This is a genomic window from Yoonia sp. 72 (assembly GCF_034652275.1).
Classification (GTDB): Bacteria; Pseudomonadota; Alphaproteobacteria; order Rhodobacterales; family Rhodobacteraceae; genus Yoonia.
This window is the reverse complement of the sequence record NZ_JAXIWG010000002.1, coordinates 245,937-264,031: the sequence shown is the minus strand read 5'-3', so window position 1 is coordinate 264,031 and position 18,095 is coordinate 245,937. Positions and strand designations below refer to the sequence as shown.

Below are 18,095 nucleotides of genomic sequence, written 5' to 3'. Positions count from 1 at the left end.
AAAACCATGACTGACAGGCGACCGCTGATCGATATGCGCAGCAATCCGTTTCCCTATGCAATGGCCGCTGCCCTTGTCTTGATCCTTGTGCGGGCGGCGTTTGACGGGTCGGGTCTGCACGCCAATTTCGCGACGATGGACAATGACGACATCCTGCGGTTGGTCATGGTGCGTGATTTCATCGACGGACAAGGCTGGTTCGACATGACACAATACCGGCTGCTGCCACCTGATGGGGTGGTGATGCACTGGTCGCGCTACGTCGATCTGGGGATCGCCGCGATCATCGTGCCGCTGTCATGGCTGGTACAGATGGACATGGCGGAACAGCTTGCGGTGACGATCTGGCCGACGTTGATCTTTGTGCTGACCCTGCTGGTCATCGGCTTCGGCACGCGCCGCGTTTTTGGCACATCGGCGGCGTGCTTTGCCCTTGCCATCACTGTGATCTGGCCGACGACCGGGCATCTGCATTCTGGCGCCGGGAACATCGACCATCACAACGTCCAGATTCTGATGATGACGATCGTCGCCTTCGCGCTGGTCTGGCCTGTGCGCCCTGTCACTGCGGGCCTGATCGGGGGGATTGCCGCTGCATTCTCGCTAGCCGTCGGGCTGGAGGCGTTGCCCTTTATCGTCGTGGCGGGTGCGGTCGCGCTTGGCCGTCATCTGTTGGACACTACGCCGGAAAGCCGTGCATTTCTGGTTTCCTTCTGTCTGGCGCTGGGCGCTGCGGCAGCGGTTTTCTGGCTTGGTCAGACCGCCCCCGCCCTGCGCGGCACCGCCATGTGCGACCGGCTGAGCCTGCCTGCCTTGTCGTTGATCGGTGTCGCTGTCGCGGCAAGCCTGCTGGCGGCGATCATGTCCCGTTTTGGGGCATGGTCGGGCCTTGCGACCGCCGTGCTGGTCACCATCCTCGGGGTCGGTGTGATCTGGCCTGTCCTTGGGCCGTGTCTGGCGGGGCCTTATGGCGACTTGCCCGAGGAATTGCAGACCTTCATCGCGACCCGCATCAGCGAAGCACAGCCGGCCCATCGTTTCATCCAGAACAACCCTTCGGGGTTTGTGAACCTCGCCCTGCCGATCATTGTGGTGGTGGGTGCGGGCGGCCTGCTAGTGCTGCGCGAAACTGCCCCACGCGCGCCGCTGACGGTGCTTTGGGTGCTGTGTTTGCTGGGGCTGCTGATGGTGCTTTACCAGATGCGCACGGTGATCATGGCGGCGGCTGTCGTCCCGATGCTGGGTGGTGTCGTGATCGCGCGGGCGCTGACGACCTATCTGCAAACACGCGCACCCGAGGCGGCCGTCATCTGGCTTGTGTTGGCCACGACGATCATTTCACCTGCGTTGATCGCCTCTCAGATCGAAGCCCTGACAGCGAATGATGATGGAACGCCTGCCGTCCTCGCGGCGGCATGCCGCGGACCTGACGCCCTGACGGCGCTGGACGCGGTTCCTGCAAGCGTGTTCATCACGCCGATGAACCTTGGGCCTTCGGTGCTTTGGGCGACGCACCATGCGGTGTTGTCGGCGGGCTATCATGTCGACCCGAGGATCCTGATCAACAGCCTACAACCTTACCAACTGGCCGAGGACGACATGGCGGCCTTTTTGCGCGCCTCCGGTGCAGCGTATTTGCTGATGTGCAGCCAGACGATCTACGAAAGCGAATTCGCAACCTCGCTAGCGGCTGGCGCGCAGGTCAATTGGCTGCGGCCCGTGCCATTGCCGCAGGGCGACCTGCTGGTGTTCGAGATCCTGCCGCAATGATGGCCTTTGTCCGGTTCGTGCTGGTCGGCGGCAGTTTCAGCCTTGGCTATGCGCTGATCACCGCCGGACTGATCCGGTTCGCAGCAGCACCGCCCCTGCCCACCTCTGTCGTGGTCTATCTTTTGTGTATTCCCGCTGCCTTCTGGGCACAGCGGCGCATCGCATTTCGCGCGGACCAGCAGGCCAAGGGCGCAATCTGGATCTACACCGCCACGCAGATCGGTAGTCTTGCCGTCGTGTCCGCCATCACAACGCGGTTCGTCACGCGGGTTTTCTGGCAGGATACGCTGCTGTTTTTGCTGACGGCAGGCACTGCGGCTGTCGCAAGCTTCCTGATCTGCCGCTACATCATCTTCAGGACGCAGGCACCAGACGGGCGATGAAGTGCAGTTTGCGTCCGAATACCCAAGACGCAGGCGCCGGATAAAGCGGGATCGCGGTGTCGAACACGTCGGTCGCAAGACCCGCCTTCGCGAACCAGCGGTTCCAATCGGCGCGCGGCGCATAGTTATAGGGCAGCACGACGCCATGCGGAGCGTTGCCGACCCAATCCATCAGCCGCAATGTCGCGTGATCGAGCCTGTTCTCGCTCAGGTGATCCTTGATGATGACAGCGCGGCGGGCAACGCGCGCTGCCTCCGAGATCAGGCGTTGGGGATCATCGGTATGGTGCAGCACATCGACAAAGGTCACCACATCGACGCTGTTGTCATCGAACGGGATGGTCATTCCGTCGAACAAGGTGACCGGAATGTGCGTCTTTTCGCGCAGCATGATGTCGATGCCCTGCACCTCCGCGCCAGCCTGTTTTTCACCGATCATCTTGGCGATCTGCCCGTCGCCGGTGCCGACATCCAGCATCTGCGCCCCTTGCGGCACCAGTGCGCCGATATGGTCCACCAGCACGCGCACACGCCGGTTGAACACGAGCGTTTCATGGGCCTGACCGAGGGTTTTCTTCAACATCATCCTGATCCATCACGCGGGTTTCGCGGACATTGGGTCAGAATTACGCCAAGGTAAAGATTGCACCGCCAAACGCATAATCCGCGTTGCAATTTCGCCCGTTCCTTCGTTTACCGAGTGGGCAGGATTTTCAAGGGTGCCGGATGGCTTATCTACTCGGGGTCGATACGGGCGGCACCTATACCGATGCGGTTGTGCTGGATGACGTGGCACAGCAGGTCGTGGCGTCGGCCAAGGCGCTGACCTCGCGGCCTGATCTTGCGCTTGGCGTGGGCGCGGCGATTGACGCGGCCTTGGCCAAGGCGGGGGTTGCCGCGCGCGATATCGCGATGGTGTCCTTGTCCACGACGCTGGCGACCAATGCGCTGGTCGAAGGGCAAGGCGGGCGGATCGCCCTTGTCTTCATCGGGTTCGACGCCGCCGAACTGACCCGCGCGGGCCTTCAGGACGCTTTGCGCGGCGATCCGGTCATCGCGCTGGCAGGCGGGCACAGCCATGCGGGGGTCGAGGCGGCACCTCTTGATCTGGCACGTTTGCAGGCGGCGCTGGCTGATCTGGATGCGGGGATCACCGGCTTTGCCGTCGCCGCCAGTTTCGCCACCCGCAACCCCGCGCACGAGATCGCGGCGCGTGACCTGATCCGCGACCTGACTGGCCTGCCCGTGACCTGTTCGCATGAACTGTCCTCGGCCTTGGGCGGGCCCAAGCGGGCGCTGACGGCGGTGCTGAACGCGCGTCTGATCGGGATGATCGACGGGTTGATTACTGCTTGCGAAACCCATCTGGCGGCTTGTGGGGTCAGTGCCCGTCTGATGGTCGTGCGCGGTGACGGGGCGCTGGTTTCAGCGGCTGTCGCGCGCGAAAAACCGATTGAAACGATCCTGAGCGGTCCTGCCGCATCCATCGCCGGGGCCAGCTGGCTGACCAAGCAAACCGACGCGCTGGTCAGCGATATCGGTGGCACGACAACCGATGTTTGCCTGTTGCGCGATGGTCGCCCGATGATCGACCCCGCGGGCGCGCGTGTCGGCCCGTTCCGCACCATGGTCGAGGCGGTGGCGATGCGCACGACCGGTCTGGGCGGCGACAGCGAGGTGCATGTGACCGAAGGGCTGACCGCCGGTCTGCGCCTTGGCCCGCGGCGGTTGATGCCCATCGCGCTTGCTGCAAAGCAATTTCCCGAGCTTGTGCATCTGGCTCTGGACCGCGCGCTGGCCAGCGGTGTGCCTGCGTCCGATGGCGGGCAATTCGTACTGCCTTTGTGGAAAACGCTGCCGCAGGGCCTTGATCCGCGCGAACTGATCGTAGCGCAGCGGCTGGCGGATGGTCCCTTGCGGCTGGGGCAGGCGGTGCAGACGCGGATGGAGAACCCCGCGCTGGGCAGGCTGATCGGGCGCGGGCTGGTGATGCTGGCGGGGGTGACGCCATCGGATGCGTCGCATGTGCTGGGGTTGCAGGATGTCTGGGACAGCGACGCCGCAACCAAAGCGCTGACGCTGTTCGCGCGCAGGCGCACAGGTGGCGGCCAGCAGATCGCGCCGGATGCGCAGGCCCTGGCGCGGATGATTATCGACCAGTTGACCGCGCAGACCGTCGATTGCCTGTTGCAGGCCGCCTTTGCCGAGGATGGGCGCGACTGGCCCGACCCTGCGGCATTGGCGCAGCATCCGCTGACGATGGCGGGGTTGGACCGGCATCGCGGGACCCTGCGGATCGACCTCGCGCTGGCTCTGCCGGTGATCGGGCTGGGGGCGTCGGCGCGCGCCTATTACGGTGCGGTCGGTGACAGGCTGGGAACCACGATGCTGGTGCCGGACCATGCCGATGTCGCCAATGCCATCGGCGCTGTTGTGGGGCAGGTGCAGATGCAGGCGGCCGGCACGGTGACCAGTCCGGGCGCGGGCGCGTTCAAGGTGCATCTGGCGGGAGATGTGCAAAGCTATACCAGCCGCGATGCCGCGCTGCAGGCAATCGTTGATGCCTTGTCCGCGCAGGCCAGTGCCGCGGCACGCGCTGCGGGGGTGGAGGATATCACCCTGCATGCTGTCCAGGATATCACCGAGGTCGAGGTCGAAGGCCAGCCCATGTTCATCGAGGCCAAGGTCAAGGTCACAGCACAGGGTCGCCCCCGCATCGCAGCGGGCTAGCATTTCGGACGCTCACTTTCTTGTCACCGCGATTGCGCGACGCGGCGCGATCAAGGACAAGATAGCGACCTTCAGGACCAGAACATGCTTGACCGCCACCTTCGCCCGCTCATCGACCCGCCGTTGAACCGGATCGGGTTTGGCCTTGCCGCGCAGGGTGTCTCGGCCAATGCGGTCACGCTTGTCGGGCTTTGTCTGGGGCTGGTTGCGGCGCTGATGATCGCCTTTGGCGCGCCTGTGCTGGCGCTGGTGCCGCTCTTGGCCAGCCGTCTGGCGGATGGGCTGGACGGGGCGGTCGCGCGCGCGACGCACAAGACCGATTTCGGCGGTTACCTTGATATCGCGGCGGATTTCCTGTTCTACGCGATGATCCCGCTGGCCTTTGTGCTGGCTGATCCGGTGGCGAACGGGGCGGCGGGGGCGTTCCTGCTGGCCTCGTTCTATTTCAATGGCACCAGCTTTCTGGGCTTTGCCATTCTGGCCGAAAAGCACGGACACAAAACCGAGGCCCAAGGGCAAAAGTCGCTGTACTATTCGAACGGCATTCTGGAAGGGACCGAAACGATCGTGTTTTTCGTCCTGCTCTGCCTGTTTGAAACTTATTTCGCGCCGCTGGCGTGGGTGTTCGGAACGCTTTGCTTTCTGACCGCCCTGCTGCGTATCCACGCCGCATCCCGAATCTATGTCAACTAAAGGACACCGCCGAATGAAACATCTTGCCGTTCTCGCCGCTTTGCTGGCCCCCTTGCCCGCGCTTGCCGATATCGACCCCGCCGATTGGGACGCGGTCACAGCGCAGGCCGAAGGCCAGACCGTTTACTGGAACGCCTGGGGCGGATCGACGACGACCAATGATTTCATCGCCTGGGTCGGGTCGCGCGTGGCCGAGGACTACGGCGTGACCCTTGAGCATGTGAAACTGACCGATACCGCCGATGCCGTGACCCGCGTGCTGTCCGAAAAGCAGGCCGGTCAGGACGATGGCGGCGCCATCGACATGATCTGGATCAACGGTGCGAATTTCGCCGCGATGAAAGAGGCCGATCTGCTGTTCGGCCCCTATGCCGAACAACTGCCCAACTGGGCGCTGGTCGATTTCGAAAACAAATCCGTGCAGACAGATTTCACCGTGCCGGTGGACGGGTTTGAAAGCCCTTGGGCGATGGCACAGGTTGTCTTTGTGCATGACACCGCCCGCATGCCCGACCGTCTTGGGTCGATGGAGGCCCTTCTGGACTGGGCGCAGGCCAATCCGGGGCGGTTCAGCTATCCCCAGCCGCCAGATTTTCTGGGCTCGACCTTCCTCAAACAGGTGCTGATCGACATTCTGCCTGATCCTTCCGTGCTGGCCGACCCTGCGACGGATGAAAACTATGACGCGGTGACAGAGCCTCTCTGGGCGTATCTGGACGCGCTGACGCCGCATCTGTGGCGCGAAGGGCGCGCCTATCCCGCGACCGGTACGGCGATGTTCCCGCTGATCGCTGATGGAGAGATTGACCTGTCGATCTCCTTCAGCCCCGGTGCTGCCTCGACCGCAATTGCCAACAACGAATTGCCTGACACAGTGCGCACCTTCGTGCTGGACAAGGGCACGATCGGCAACGCGTCCTTTGTGGCGATCCCCTATAATTCCAGCGCCAAGGCCGGTGCCATGGTCGTCGCAAACTTCCTGATGTCACCCGAGGCGCAGGCCCGCGCGCAGGACCCTGCAATCCTTGGCTATGGCACCGTTCTGGCGATGGACAAGCTGGCGGATGATGACCGCGCGCTGTTCGATGCGCTCGACCTCGGGATCGCGACACTGACGCCGGCCGAACTCGGCACGGTGCAGGCCGAACCGCACCCAAGCTGGATGACGCGGATCAGCGACGATTGGGTCGCCCGCTACGGCGTCGCCCAGTAAACGCCGATGTCCCGCCGTCGCCTGTTGCCGCTGTTGCCGGCCCTGACGCTGCTTGCGTTGCTGGGGCCGGTGGCGGCAGGGCTTTGGGGCACGGTGCTGCCCGCCTTCGGGCATCTGCCAGCGGCGGGGCTGACGGGGCCGTCACTGGACCCGTTCCGCGACCTGTTCGGCTGGGCCGGATTGCCGCGAGCGGTGATGCTGTCTGTGGGGACGGGGGTTCTTGCGACGGTGATTTCCCTGTCCATTGTCATGCTGGTGACGGCGGGCTGGTCAGGCACGCGGGCCTTTCGGGCATTGGAGCGGCTGCTGTCGCCCCTGCTTGCGGTGCCGCATGCGGCAGCGGCGTTCGGGCTGGCGTTCCTGATTGCGCCGTCGGGGTGGCTCGCGCGGCTCGCCTCGCCGGGGTTGACTGGCTGGGACCAGCCGCCCGATCTGCTGATCGTGCAGGACAGCTGGGGTCTGGCGATGACCGCGGGACTGATCGTGAAAGAGGTGCCGTTCCTGCTGCTCATCACGCTCGCAGCCTTGGGGCAGGCGGATGCGCAGCGCAGCGTCAGGGTGGCGCAGGCGCTGGGATACGGGCGGGTCACGGGCTGGCTCAAGACCGTGTTTCCCCGCGTCTATGCGCAGATCAGGCCGCCGGTCTATGTCGTGCTGGCCTATGCGATGTCGGTTGTCGATGTGGCGGTGATCCTTGGGCCGAACACCCCGCCGTCGCTGTCGGTGCAGATCGTCAAGTGGATGTCGCATCCCGACCTGTCGTTCCGGCTGGAGGCGGCGGCAGGTGCCTTGCTGCAGCTTGGTCTTGTGATCGGCGCTCTGGCGGTCTGGCGGCTTGGCGAAATGACCGTCGCAGCGCTTGGGCGGCGCTGGATTTCCTCGGGCGCGCGCGGCAAGGCTGATCCGGCGGTGGCGGGGGTTGCCTTGCTGGCAGGTTCTGTGTCGGCGCTGGCTGTTTTCCTCGGGCTTGTGGTGATGGCGATCTGGTCCTTTGCGGGGTTCTGGGGCTTTCCGGACGCATTGCCTGACGAGATGACGTTGCGAAACTGGGCGCGATTCGGCCCCGGTACGTTGAAAGCGCTCGGCGAGACGGCGCTGATCGCCGTCACCGTCGCGCTGGTGGCGCTGGTCCTGACCATCGGCTGTCTGGAGGCTGAATACCGCCATAACATCCGCGTCAGCCAGCGGGCGGTCTGGCTACTGTATCTGCCTTTGCTGATCCCGCAGACGGCTTTCCTGCCCGGCCTGCAGACCCTGATGCTCAACCTTGGTGCTGATGTGGGCCGTGTGCCGGTGATGCTGGCGCATCTGGTGTTTGTGCTGCCTTACGTGTTTTTGTCGCTGGCCGATCCGTTCCGCGCTTGGGATGCGCGGATGGGTGTGATCGCGGCTGCCTTGCGCGCCAGCCCTGACCGCATCCTGTGGCGCGTGCGCCTGCCCATGCTGCTGCGCCCGATCCTGACGGCGCTGGCCGTGGGGTTGGCGGTGTCGGTCGGACAATATCTTGCGACGCTGCTGATCGGGGGCGGGCGTGTCGCGACCCTGACGACCGAGGCGGTGGCGCTGGCCTCCGGTGCTGACAGGCGCGCCATCGGGGTTTACGGGTTGATGCAGACGGGGGCGGCGCTGGTGCCGTTTGCGCTGGCCTTACTGATACCGGCGCTGGTCTGGCGCAACAGGAAAGGACTGCGGCATGCATAAAGGGCTATCGCTGCGCGACGTGACGATCTTGAAAGGTGGCCTGCCGCTGATCCGCGTGGATCACGAAGTGGCCCCCGGCGAGGTCTTGACGGTCATGGGCCCGTCGGGTGTGGGCAAATCCACCTTGCTGGCCTTCATCACCGGCACGTTGCCTGCCGGTTTCACCGCGACGGGGGCTGTCTGGTTGGAGGGCCATGACATCACCCATGCCGCGGCGCATCAACGGCGTGTCGGTATCCTGTTTCAGGATGACCTGCTGTTTCCGCATCTGTCGGTCGGGGCGAACCTTGCCTTTGGTCTGCCGCCCGGTGGCACCCGTGCAGACAGGCAGGCGCGGATCGACGCGGCCTTGGCCGAGGTCGGGCTTGAGGGCTTCGCGGCGCGTGATCCCGCGACCTTGTCAGGTGGGCAAAAGGCGCGCGTCGCCCTGATGCGGATGCTGCTGTCGGACCCTTGCGCGCTGTTGCTGGACGAGCCGTTTTCGCGACTGGACGCCGCCCTGCGCGCGCAGGTGCGGGAGATGGTTTTCGACAGGGCGCGCAGTCGCGCCTTGCCGGTTCTGATGGTCACCCATGATGCCGAAGATGCACAGGCCGCTGGTGGCGACATCATCACACTGGGTGATGACTGCGCAACGCAAACGACCGGCGCACGCCTGTCACATCAGTGATGTGAGGTTGATCCCGACCGTCATCGCACCGACGACGGCACCGGTGCTGTCGACGATGGACATAGAGACCTGAGCCTGCACTTCACCCGAGGATTCATCCAGTTCGACCTCGCCGAAATGGATGGCATTTGGCCCTTTGGGGAAGGTTTCTGAAAACTTCGCCTCGTCCCCCTGCCAGTAGTCCGATGTCGCTGCGGCAGCGGCGACATTCAGGCCGCGCGCATCCATCACGAAAACTTCGGAAATCGCGCCATCGGACGCCGTCATGCGTTGCCGCAGGAAATCGGATGTCGGATTCTGCAGCACACCGTCGATCAGTGGAATGCCCGCCATCCCCATCTGCGCCATCCACAATGCGTCGAGTTCCGCGATCTTGGCGTCATCATAGCTGGCGGTGATTGCGTTTTGCGCAATGATCGCGTCAACGATCACGGGATCGGACGCCCAAGCCATAACGTGATCGGTCACGAATTGCTGCATCTGCGGCTTGAAATCCTGTGCTGATCCGGCAGTTGCGGTGGCCAGCGCAAGCGCCAGCCAGAAAGTCAGTTGTTTCATATGTATCTCTCCTTTGCGGAAGACGGATACCAACCAAGCCTTTCCACCAAGTTAAGAGACGTTGCAGATTACACAGCGTTTTAGGCAAACCGTCTTAATCGCCCTGCGGCCAGCCTGCGCGTCGTGGCACGCGGAACGCCAGCATCGGCTTGATCAGCGGGGATGCGTAGCGGTCCAGATCCAGCGCTTCGTGAACGCCCGTCACGGCTTCCCCGTTCAGCACGGTCTGCACGGCAGAGCGTGAGTAGAACGGCGCGTCCAGCATGCCCAGCACCTGCCTGGGAACCACGCCGGGGTCGGCACGGGTTTCACGCCTGATCCGCCAGCCGGACGATTTGAACGGCACGCGCGGTGGCGCGCCGACCTGTCGGGCCGTGCCGTCTTGGCCAAAGGCGATGGCGGTTTCCAGCATGCTGCCGTCGCGCCGTGTCGCGTCATAGATGCAGGTTGCGCCTGTCTTGGTCGGATACCGGCCCCATGTCCAGAATTTGAAATCGTCCTCCAGCGGTCGGATGCCAAAATTGGCGTCGAAATAGCCGTGCCCCGTCCACTGCCAGCCTTTCGCCGCCAGATCGACCGTGATGTCCGAGGATGGCGCGAAAGGCCGCCAGACATGCGCGCCATCGGGCGTCAGCGGCAGTTCGACGGATGTCACCGCGCGCGGCGTGATGGTGATCTGCCCTTGCACGCGGCTGATTATGGGGGGTCCGCTGATTTCGTTGATGTCAATGACCAAGGCCTTGCCGTTCCAGTGCATCGACGACGGGCCGACTTGCAAGGTGTCGACGCTGGTGCGCAGCGCCTGTCGCCCGCGGTCTGTCATAGTGAACCGCCCGCCGGGGCCGTAGGTCGCGACATTGATGCAGCAGTGGTTGGTAGGATCACCGCGCCCCGACCATGCATACCACGGCGAAAAGACCGACCCTATGAACCCGATGACGCTGACGGCCTTGGTGCCGCAGGCGCTGATCCCGTCGATGTACCACCACGCATAGCCTCCGGGCGGGACGTCGAGCGCAAAGCAAGGTCGCTCAAGATCGCCGCGGCCGCGTGCTGGCCGCAGAGCGTCGCCATCGGCACCCCCGCCCCCGGATGCACCCCGCCGCCCGCCAGATAAAGCCCCGGCATCGATGTGCGCACCGTCGGCCGCTTGAACGCCGCTGTCAGCCCGTGCGGGCTGCGCCCGTACAGTGAACCGAGGCTCGCGGGGAACAGATCCTCGAACCCCTGCGGCGTGGTCAGGCTGTCCGGCCCCGGTGTCGGGCTGAAGGTCAGTCCGAACTGGCGGAAACGGGCGAAAATCTGTGTCTGACATTGGGCTTTTTCCTGTTCGGGGTCGCGCAGAACGGGGGCTGCGTTCATGATGATTTCGAAACGTTGCAAGGCGTCGGGTGCTGCTGTCGCATGATCCTGCGCACATAGGTACAATGTGGCGTCGCTGGGCATCTGGTTGCGGGCCAGTGCGGCAAATTCCGCCTTTGGGTCGTGGCCGAAGAACACGGTATGATGCGCAAGATCCACCCCGTGCGGCTTGGCTGCAAACGCATGAACATAGGCTGACAGGCTGCGGGGTTCGGTGCCGGTGACCGGCACGGCCGCGGCAATGGCCGGGCCTAGCAAACCGGTCGCCAGCGCCCTCGGGTCGCCGTTGAAAACCACGGTGTTGCCCGCGAAATGGCCCTTGGTCGTCTCGACACCGCTGATCTGCCCGCCTTGGCGGGTGATCCGGAGGGCGCGGGTGTCGTGGTGGAACTGCACGCCATGCCGTTCGGCCAATGCCGCAATGGCCTGCGCCAGCTTTTGCATCCCGCCTGCAACGGTCCAGACGCCCTGCGCCTCGGCCTGCCAGATCAGCGACAGGATCGCAGGCGATTGATAGGGCGAACCGCCGACATAGGTGGCATAGCGCCCGAAAAGCTGCGCCAGACGCGGGTCGCTGAAGCTGGATTTCAACAACCCTGCCATCGTCCGATGCGGCGCCATATCGGCGATCAGGCGCGGCTGGGCCAGCACTTTGCGCGCCACAGCGATCTGGTCGGGCATCGCGGTGCGCATCATCGGCGCATCGAAAGCATCGAACAGCCGCTTGGCGCGGGCCGAGAAACTGGCGAATTCCGCCGCCGCCGTTGCGCCAAAAGCGTCGTGCACATTGGCAAGGCTCGCCTGTGCATCTGCCATCAGGTCAAGCTGCGTGCCGTCGTCCCAGTAATGGCGCGCCAGTGTTTCCAGCGGCGTCAGCGTCACATGATCGGCCAGATCGGCGCCGACATCGGCGAACAGCGTGTCGAATACATGCCGCATCGTCAGCACGGTGGGGCCCGCATCGACCGGACCCGCGGCGGATGGCACGGACCGCATCTTGCCGCCCGGTGCCGCCTGCATGTCAACGACCGTCACGTCGTATCCGGCATGGCCAAGGCGCAAGGCTGTAGCCAATCCGGCGATTCCCGCGCCGATGATCACGATCTTTTCGGCGGATGCGGTCATTTCGCACGGGCCCCTGAGTGTATCGTTTGATTTACATTGACATATGTAAACTAAATTAGACAGTATGGAAGTGAGTTAGGACACACGCCATGAAAATCGCTGACCGGATCGAAGCCACAATGACCGCTGCCATCGCGCAGGGACAGGGTGGCATGGCGCCGCCCAAGCTGGCGGCGGCGTTGAATTATGCCGTGACACCGGGTGGCGCGCGGATCAGGCCGACGATCCTGATGAGCGTCGCGATGGCCTGCGGCGACGACCGTCCGGCGCTGACGAATGCAGCCGCAGTGGCGCTGGAACTGGTGCATTGCGCCAGCCTTGTACATGACGACCTGCCCTGTTTCGACGATGCCGATATGCGCCGTGGCAAGCCCGCGCTGCACCGTGCGTTTTCCGAACCTCTGGCCGTGCTGGCGGGTGACAGCCTGATTATCATGGGGTTTCATGTGCTTGCGCGTGCGGCGGGCGATGCGCCTGCGCGTGCGATCACGCTGCTTGATATCCTTGGCACGCGGACGGGCATGCCATTCGGCATCTGCGCGGGGCAAGGCTGGGAAAGCGAAAGCCAGATTGATCTGTCCGCCTATCATCAAGCGAAAACGGGGGCGCTCTTCATCGCCGCGACCCAGATGGGGGCCGTGGCCGCAGGGCAAGAGGCCGAACCCTGGGCCGAACTTGGCGCGCGGATTGGCGAGGCGTTTCAGGTCGCAGACGATCTGCGCGACGCGCTGTGCGATGAGGCGGCACTGGGCAAGCCTGCCGGTCAGGACGATCTGCACGGACGACCGAATGCGGTTGCCGCTTACGGCGTGCAAGGGGCGGTGAAACGCTTCGACGACATCCTTGGCGGTGCGATTTCATCGATTCCCGCCTGTCCGGGCGAGGCGGCCCTGGCCCAGATGGTGCGCGCCTATGCCGATAAACTGGTGCCTGCAGGGGCGCGTGACCGGCGCACCGTTCCGGGCGAATAATGACGGATGCGGCTGTGATAGTGCCGGTTTCCGGGCCTGACCTAGACCGCCAAAGCGCGTCGCGCTTCACGCGGCTGGTCGCCTCGCCTTCCTTTCAGAAATGGGCTGCACGCTTTCCCCTGACCCGCCGGTTTGTCCGGTCCGAGGGTGAGGCGATGTTCGATCTTGTCGCCGGTTTCTGCCATTCGCAGGTGCTTTATGCGCTGGTGGCGCTGGATATTCCCAAGCGGTTGCTGGCGCATGAACTACCCTTGCCTGCCTTGGCGCAACAGGGGCGGATGCCACCTGACCGCATGGCGGTGCTATTGTCGGCAGCCGTGGCGCTGGGGCTGCTCAAACAGCGCAAATCCGGCCTTTACGCGCTGACGACGCGGGGCGCCGCACTTGCGGGGGTGCCCGGTCTGGCGGGGATGATCGCGCATCACGACGTGCTTTACCGCGATCTGTCTGATCCGGTTGCGTTTTTTCGCGGCGAAGTGGACACGGAACTGGCCGATTTCTGGCCCTATGTGTTCGGCGCGGGTGCCGCGACGGACCCCGGCAGTGCCGCCAAATATTCGCGCTTGATGGCCGACAGCCAACTGCTGGTGGCTGATGACACGCTGTCGGCGGTCGATTTTCGGGGTGTGGCGCGGTTGATGGATGTGGGCGGCGGGACGGGTGCATTCCTTGCCGCAGCCGGTGCGGCCTACCCGAGCCTGTCGCTGACCCTGTTCGATCTGCCTGCCGTCGTGCCTGCCGCGCAGGACAGGTTCGCAGCCGCAGGGATGGCAGATCGCGCACAGATCGTGCCGGGGTCGTTCCGCGACCAGCCGCTGCCGCAGGGGGCCGACATGATCAGCCTTGTGCGCGTGCTTTACGATCACAGCGATGACACCGTGGCGGATTTGCTGGCCTCGGCCTATGCCGCTTTGCCACCCGGCGGGCGCATCCTGATTTCCGAACCGATGACAGGCGGCGCTGCACCGCACCGCGCGGGGGATGCCTATTTCGCGCTTTACTGCATGGCGATGCGCACGGGGCGCGCGCGGTCGGCAGGCCGGATTGCGGCGCTTTTGCAACAGGCCGGATTCGGCGGCATCCGTATGCCAAAGGCCGCGCGCCCCTTCATCACCTCTGTCGTTGAAGGTGTAAGGTAAAGTTTACACCTGTGGTGTCTAAATGAATTGACACAGTGCGCCAAAAAGATACACTCATTTCAAGAGGACGCGCTGCTGTCAGGTCAGATCGACCCGACACACCGCAGGAGAGAATACGTGGAAACAAGGGCCGTCATATTATCAGCACCCCGTAAGCTGGGGCTTGATACGGTGGGAATCACGCCCCCGGCGCGTGATGATGTTGTCGTCCAGATCCGCCATTCGGGTATTTCCACAGGCACCGAAAAACTGTTCTGGTCCGGCGAGATGCCTCCCTTTCCCGGCATGGGCTATCCGCTGATCCCCGGCTACGAGGCTGCGGGCGAGGTGGTCGAGGCTGGCCTCGACAGCGGCTACCGCGTGGGTGAGCATGTCTTTGTCCCCGGTGCCAATTGCTATGAAGGCGCGTTCGGCCTGTTCGGCGCTGCCGCGCAGACCATCGTGACCAAGGCATCGCGTGTGACGCGGATCGACCGTGGTCTGGGGGCTGGCGGCGCATTGCTCGCACTGGCCGCAACAGCGCGGCACGCGATGGCGGGGCCGAACAAATCCGTGCCTGATCTGATTATCGGCCATGGCGTTCTGGGCCGCCTTCTGGCGCGGCTGACCATTGCGGCGGGCGCGCCTGCCCCGACCGTCTGGGAAGTAGACCCTGTCCGCATGACCGGCGCGCAGGGGTACGAGGTGATGACACCCGACACCGACACGCGCCGCGATTATACATCCATCTATGATGCCTCCGGCCGTGGCGATCTGCTGAACGACTGGATCGGGCGCATTGCCAAGGGTGGCGAGATTGTGCTGGCGGGTTTCTACACCGCGCCGCTGCAATTCGCCTTTCCGCCCGCCTTTATGAAAGAGGCCCGTTTCCGCATCAGCGCGGAATGGACCGCTGACGACATGACCGCCACCCGTGCGCTCGCCGAAAACGGCACGTTGCAGCTGGCGGATCTGATCACGCACCAACAAGCCGCCGAAACCGCGCCCGCCGCCTATGAAACGGCGTTCAGCGATCCGGCCTGCCTGAAGATGATTTTGAACTGGGGAACCGCATGAAAGACGAAATACCGAACCTGAAGGATTTCGATCAGCGCCTGCGCGATGAAGCCCATGAGGAACCAAGCCTCGAAGTGCCCAGCGGTCCGCCCACATCGAAAACCCAGATCATCGCGATCTATGGTAAAGGCGGGATCGGCAAGTCGTTCACGCTGGCCAATCTGTCCCATATGATGGCCGAGATGGGCAAGCGCGTGCTGCTGATCGGCTGCGATCCTAAATCCGATACCACCAGCCTGTTGTTCGGCGGCAAGGCCTGCCCGACGATTATTGAGACATCCGCCAAGAAGAAACTGGCGGGCGAAGAAGTCGCCATCGGCGATGTCTGTTTCAAACGTGGCGGCGTGTTCGCGATGGAGCTTGGCGGGCCGGAGGTCGGCCGCGGTTGCGGTGGACGCGGGATCATCCACGGGTTTGAACTGCTCGAAAAGCTGGGGTTCCATGACTGGGACTTCGATTATGTCCTGCTTGATTTCCTCGGCGACGTGGTCTGTGGCGGTTTCGGCCTGCCGATTGCCCGCGACATGGCGCAAAAGGTGATCCTGGTCGCGTCCAACGATCTGCAATCGCTTTATGTCGCCAACAACGTCTGCTCTGCCGTGGAATATTTCCGCAAGATGGGCGGCAATGTCGGCGTCGCCGGTCTGGTCATCAACAAGGACGACGGCACCGGAGAGGCGCAGGCTTTCGCCGCTGCCGTGAAAATCCCCGTGCTTTGCGCGATCCCGCAGAACGACGATCTGCGCAAGAAATCCGCGAATTACCAGATCGTCGGCAGCTATGACAGCGAATGGGGTCCGATGTTTGCAGGCCTCGCCGATGCGGTTGGTATCGCGCCACCTGTCCGCCCGACCCCGCTGGATCAGGACGGATTGCTGGGCCTCTTCGACGCCAAGGATACCGGCGGCGATTACAAACTGGTCCCCGCCACCGACATGGACATGCGCGGCAAGAACGCCGTGCCCAAGGAAAGCCTGGAGGTCATTTACGATGACGCCTGAGCCATCCCGCCAAACCCGTGATGAGGTCCGCCAGATGCTGGCGCAGGCCCGCCCCGACCAGATCCGGCGGTTGCTGGACGATATCGCCCGCGTTCCGGTGAAGGAGGCGCAACACTATGACGCTTGATCACCACGCCAAAGGCTATGAAGTCGGTTATGACGAGGCCGGACAGGTCCGCATCATCGAGGGCGAGGCAGTTGCGGCGTCCCCCGAGGTCGCGCAGACGGCTTTGGCTGGCGGCTGTTCTTCGGGCGTCACGATGAAGGACGCGGCACGCGCTGCGGGCAAATCCGACATTCTCGACCAATATGCCAAGGACTATCCGCAAGGACCACATGACCAGCCACAATCCATGTGTCCGGCATTCGGGTCCTTGCGCGTCGGCCTTCGCATGAAACGTGTGGCCACTGTTTTGTCCGGCTCGGCGTGTTGTGTGTACGGCCTCACGTTTGTTTCCCACTTTTACGGCGCGCGCCGGTCGGTTGGCTATGTGCCGTTCAATTCCGAAACGCTGGTCACCGGCAAGCTGTTCGAGGATATCCGCGAAAGCGTGCATGATATGGCCGATCCCGAACGCTATGACGCGATCGTGGTGACGAACCTGTGCGTGCCGACAGCTTCGGGTGTGCCACTGCGGTTGCTGCCGCGCGAGATCAACGGCGTGCGGATTGTCGGCATTGACGTGCCGGGGTTTGGCATCCCGACCCATGCCGAAGCCAAGGACGTTCTGGCCGGTGCGATGCTGGCTTACGCCCGTGAAGAGATCAAGGCAGGCCCCGTTGCCCGCCCTGTCGGTGGCAAATCTGACCGCCCGAGCGTTGCCCTGCTGGGCGAGATGTTCCCCGCCGATCCGATGATGATCGGCGCGATGCTGGCGCCTATGGGCCTGGCCGCTGGTCCTGTAGTCCCCACCCGCGAATGGCGCGAGCTTTATGCCGCCCTTGATTGCGGTGTCGTGGCGGCGATCCATCCGTTTTATACCGCCTCGGTCCGTGAATTTCAGGCCGCTGGCCGCACGGTCGTAGGGTCCGCCCCTGTTGGCTATCACGGCACGGCCGCGTGGCTGGCTGCGATTGGCGAGGCGTATAATGTGCCCGCTGCGCAAGTGGCTGCGGCGCAAAACGCCTTCCTGCCTGCGATCACCGCCGCCCTTGGTGGCGCGCAGATCAAAGGCACCGTGACTTTGTCCGGTTACGAAGGGTCCGAGCTGCTGGTCGCGCGTCTGCTGATCGAAAGCGGCGCGGATGTGCCCTATGTCGGCACCGCCTGTCCAAAGACACCGTGGTCCGCGGAAGATGCCGCATGGCTCGAAAGCCGTGGGGTGAAGGTGAAATACCGTGCCTCTCTCGAGGATGATCTGGCGGCTGTGGATGCGATCAACCCCGATCTGGCGATTGGCACGACACCCGTGGTGCAGCATGCCAAGGAACGAGGGCTCCCCGCGCTTTATTTCACCAACCTGATTTCCGCGCGTCCGCTGATGGGACCTGCCGGGGCCGGATCGCTGGCGCAGGTCGTGAATGCTGCGATTGCGGGCAAAGAGAAGATGGACACGATGCGGGCCTTTTTCGAAGGCGTGGGTCACGGCGATACTGCCGGTGTCTGGGAAGGGTCGCCCAACCTGCGCCCCGATTTCCGCGCGATGCATCAGAAAAAGCTCGACAAGCAGGCGCGTGCGGCTGCGGCGGAGCAGATGATATGATGGTGTTTGTGGCATATGTC

General features: G+C 63.8%; 17 protein-coding genes. 13 read left to right on the top strand and 4 right to left on the bottom strand.

The annotated features are described in order from the left end of the window. The first annotated feature begins 6 nt into the window (after nucleotides 1-6). Nucleotides 7-1,770 carry a hypothetical protein gene (locus tag VCK47_RS09875; protein WP_322890925.1) on the top strand — a complete coding sequence of 588 codons (1,764 nt, stop codon included), beginning with the start codon at nucleotides 7-9 and terminating at the stop codon, nucleotides 1,768-1,770. After that, complete coding sequence (locus tag VCK47_RS09870) at nucleotides 1,767-2,153, top strand: GtrA family protein (RefSeq protein WP_322890924.1); 387 nt, start codon at nucleotides 1,767-1,769, stop codon at nucleotides 2,151-2,153. Before VCK47_RS09875 ends, VCK47_RS09870 begins: the two co-directional genes overlap by 4 nt. Here the strand turns inward: VCK47_RS09870 and VCK47_RS09865 are convergent. Further along, entirely contained in the window at nucleotides 2,125-2,736 is a 612-nt protein-coding gene (locus tag VCK47_RS09865; protein WP_322890923.1) for a class I SAM-dependent methyltransferase, read from the bottom strand. The genes VCK47_RS09870 and VCK47_RS09865 overlap by 29 nt on opposite strands. Before the next feature lie 143 nt (nucleotides 2,737-2,879). Between VCK47_RS09865 and VCK47_RS09860 the strand changes: the two genes are divergently transcribed. From VCK47_RS09860 to VCK47_RS09840, 5 genes are all read left to right on the top strand, one after another. Beyond that, nucleotides 2,880-4,883, top strand: a complete 2,004-nt coding sequence (locus tag VCK47_RS09860) for a hydantoinase/oxoprolinase family protein (protein WP_322890922.1) — start codon at nucleotides 2,880-2,882, stop codon at nucleotides 4,881-4,883. Nucleotides 4,884-4,967: 84 nt separating this feature from the next. Next, complete coding sequence (locus VCK47_RS09855; RefSeq protein ID WP_322890921.1) at nucleotides 4,968-5,576, top strand: CDP-alcohol phosphatidyltransferase family protein; 609 nt, start codon at nucleotides 4,968-4,970, stop codon at nucleotides 5,574-5,576. A gap of 13 nt (nucleotides 5,577-5,589) precedes the next feature. Next, nucleotides 5,590-6,789: an ABC transporter substrate-binding protein gene (locus VCK47_RS09850; protein ID WP_322890920.1), complete on the top strand. Its 1,200-nt coding sequence runs from the start codon at nucleotides 5,590-5,592 to the stop codon at nucleotides 6,787-6,789. Between the two features lie 6 nt (nucleotides 6,790-6,795). Continuing rightward, on the top strand, nucleotides 6,796-8,490 hold the full coding sequence (locus VCK47_RS09845) for an ABC transporter permease (RefSeq protein ID WP_322890919.1): 1,695 nt from the start codon (nucleotides 6,796-6,798) through the stop codon (nucleotides 8,488-8,490). After that, nucleotides 8,483-9,160: an ATP-binding cassette domain-containing protein gene (locus VCK47_RS09840; protein WP_322890918.1), complete on the top strand. Its 678-nt coding sequence runs from the start codon at nucleotides 8,483-8,485 to the stop codon at nucleotides 9,158-9,160. Before VCK47_RS09845 ends, VCK47_RS09840 begins: the two co-directional genes overlap by 8 nt. Here VCK47_RS09840 and VCK47_RS09835 read toward each other — a convergent pair. The 3 genes from VCK47_RS09835 to crtD form a co-directional block, all read right to left on the bottom strand. Next, the gene (locus VCK47_RS09835; RefSeq protein WP_322890917.1) at nucleotides 9,149-9,718 is read right to left on the bottom strand and encodes a PDC sensor domain-containing protein; all 570 of its coding nucleotides are present in this window, start codon (nucleotides 9,716-9,718) and stop codon (nucleotides 9,149-9,151) included. The two genes, VCK47_RS09840 and VCK47_RS09835, sit on opposite strands and share 12 nt — an antisense overlap. Nucleotides 9,719-9,812: 94 nt before the next feature. After that, the gene (gene crtC / locus VCK47_RS09830) at nucleotides 9,813-10,688 is read right to left on the bottom strand and encodes a carotenoid 1,2-hydratase (RefSeq protein ID WP_416236673.1); all 876 of its coding nucleotides are present in this window, start codon (nucleotides 10,686-10,688) and stop codon (nucleotides 9,813-9,815) included. Next, nucleotides 10,643-12,205, bottom strand: a complete 1,563-nt coding sequence (gene crtD / locus VCK47_RS09825; protein ID WP_322890915.1) for a 1-hydroxycarotenoid 3,4-desaturase CrtD — start codon at nucleotides 12,203-12,205, stop codon at nucleotides 10,643-10,645. Before crtD ends, crtC begins: the two co-directional genes overlap by 46 nt. An 89-nt stretch (nucleotides 12,206-12,294) precedes the next feature. On the opposite strand from crtD, the gene VCK47_RS09820 reads away from it, so the two are divergent. The 6 genes from VCK47_RS09820 to bchY all read left to right on the top strand — a co-directional run bounded on the left by VCK47_RS09820 (nucleotide 12,295) and on the right by bchY (nucleotide 18,075). Further along, nucleotides 12,295-13,176, top strand: coding sequence for a polyprenyl synthetase family protein (locus VCK47_RS09820; protein WP_322890914.1), 882 nt, complete (start codon nucleotides 12,295-12,297; stop codon nucleotides 13,174-13,176). After that, on the top strand, nucleotides 13,176-14,315 hold the full coding sequence (locus tag VCK47_RS09815) for a methyltransferase (protein ID WP_322890913.1): 1,140 nt from the start codon (nucleotides 13,176-13,178) through the stop codon (nucleotides 14,313-14,315). Before VCK47_RS09820 ends, VCK47_RS09815 begins: the two co-directional genes overlap by 1 nt. A 117-nt stretch (nucleotides 14,316-14,432) precedes the next feature. Beyond that, complete coding sequence (gene bchC / locus VCK47_RS09810; RefSeq protein ID WP_322890912.1) at nucleotides 14,433-15,371, top strand: chlorophyll synthesis pathway protein BchC; 939 nt, start codon at nucleotides 14,433-14,435, stop codon at nucleotides 15,369-15,371. Then, the gene (locus VCK47_RS09805) at nucleotides 15,368-16,372 is read left to right on the top strand and encodes a chlorophyllide a reductase iron protein subunit X (protein ID WP_322890911.1); all 1,005 of its coding nucleotides are present in this window, start codon (nucleotides 15,368-15,370) and stop codon (nucleotides 16,370-16,372) included. Before bchC ends, VCK47_RS09805 begins: the two co-directional genes overlap by 4 nt. Beyond that, a complete protein-coding gene (locus VCK47_RS09800; protein WP_322890910.1) occupies nucleotides 16,362-16,499 on the top strand; it encodes a hypothetical protein in 138 nt (45 codons plus the stop codon). Before VCK47_RS09805 ends, VCK47_RS09800 begins: the two co-directional genes overlap by 11 nt. After that, nucleotides 16,489-18,075 carry a chlorophyllide a reductase subunit Y gene (gene bchY, locus VCK47_RS09795; protein WP_322890909.1) on the top strand — a complete coding sequence of 529 codons (1,587 nt, stop codon included), beginning with the start codon at nucleotides 16,489-16,491 and terminating at the stop codon, nucleotides 18,073-18,075. Before VCK47_RS09800 ends, bchY begins: the two co-directional genes overlap by 11 nt. Nucleotides 18,076-18,095 lie beyond the last annotated feature (20 nt).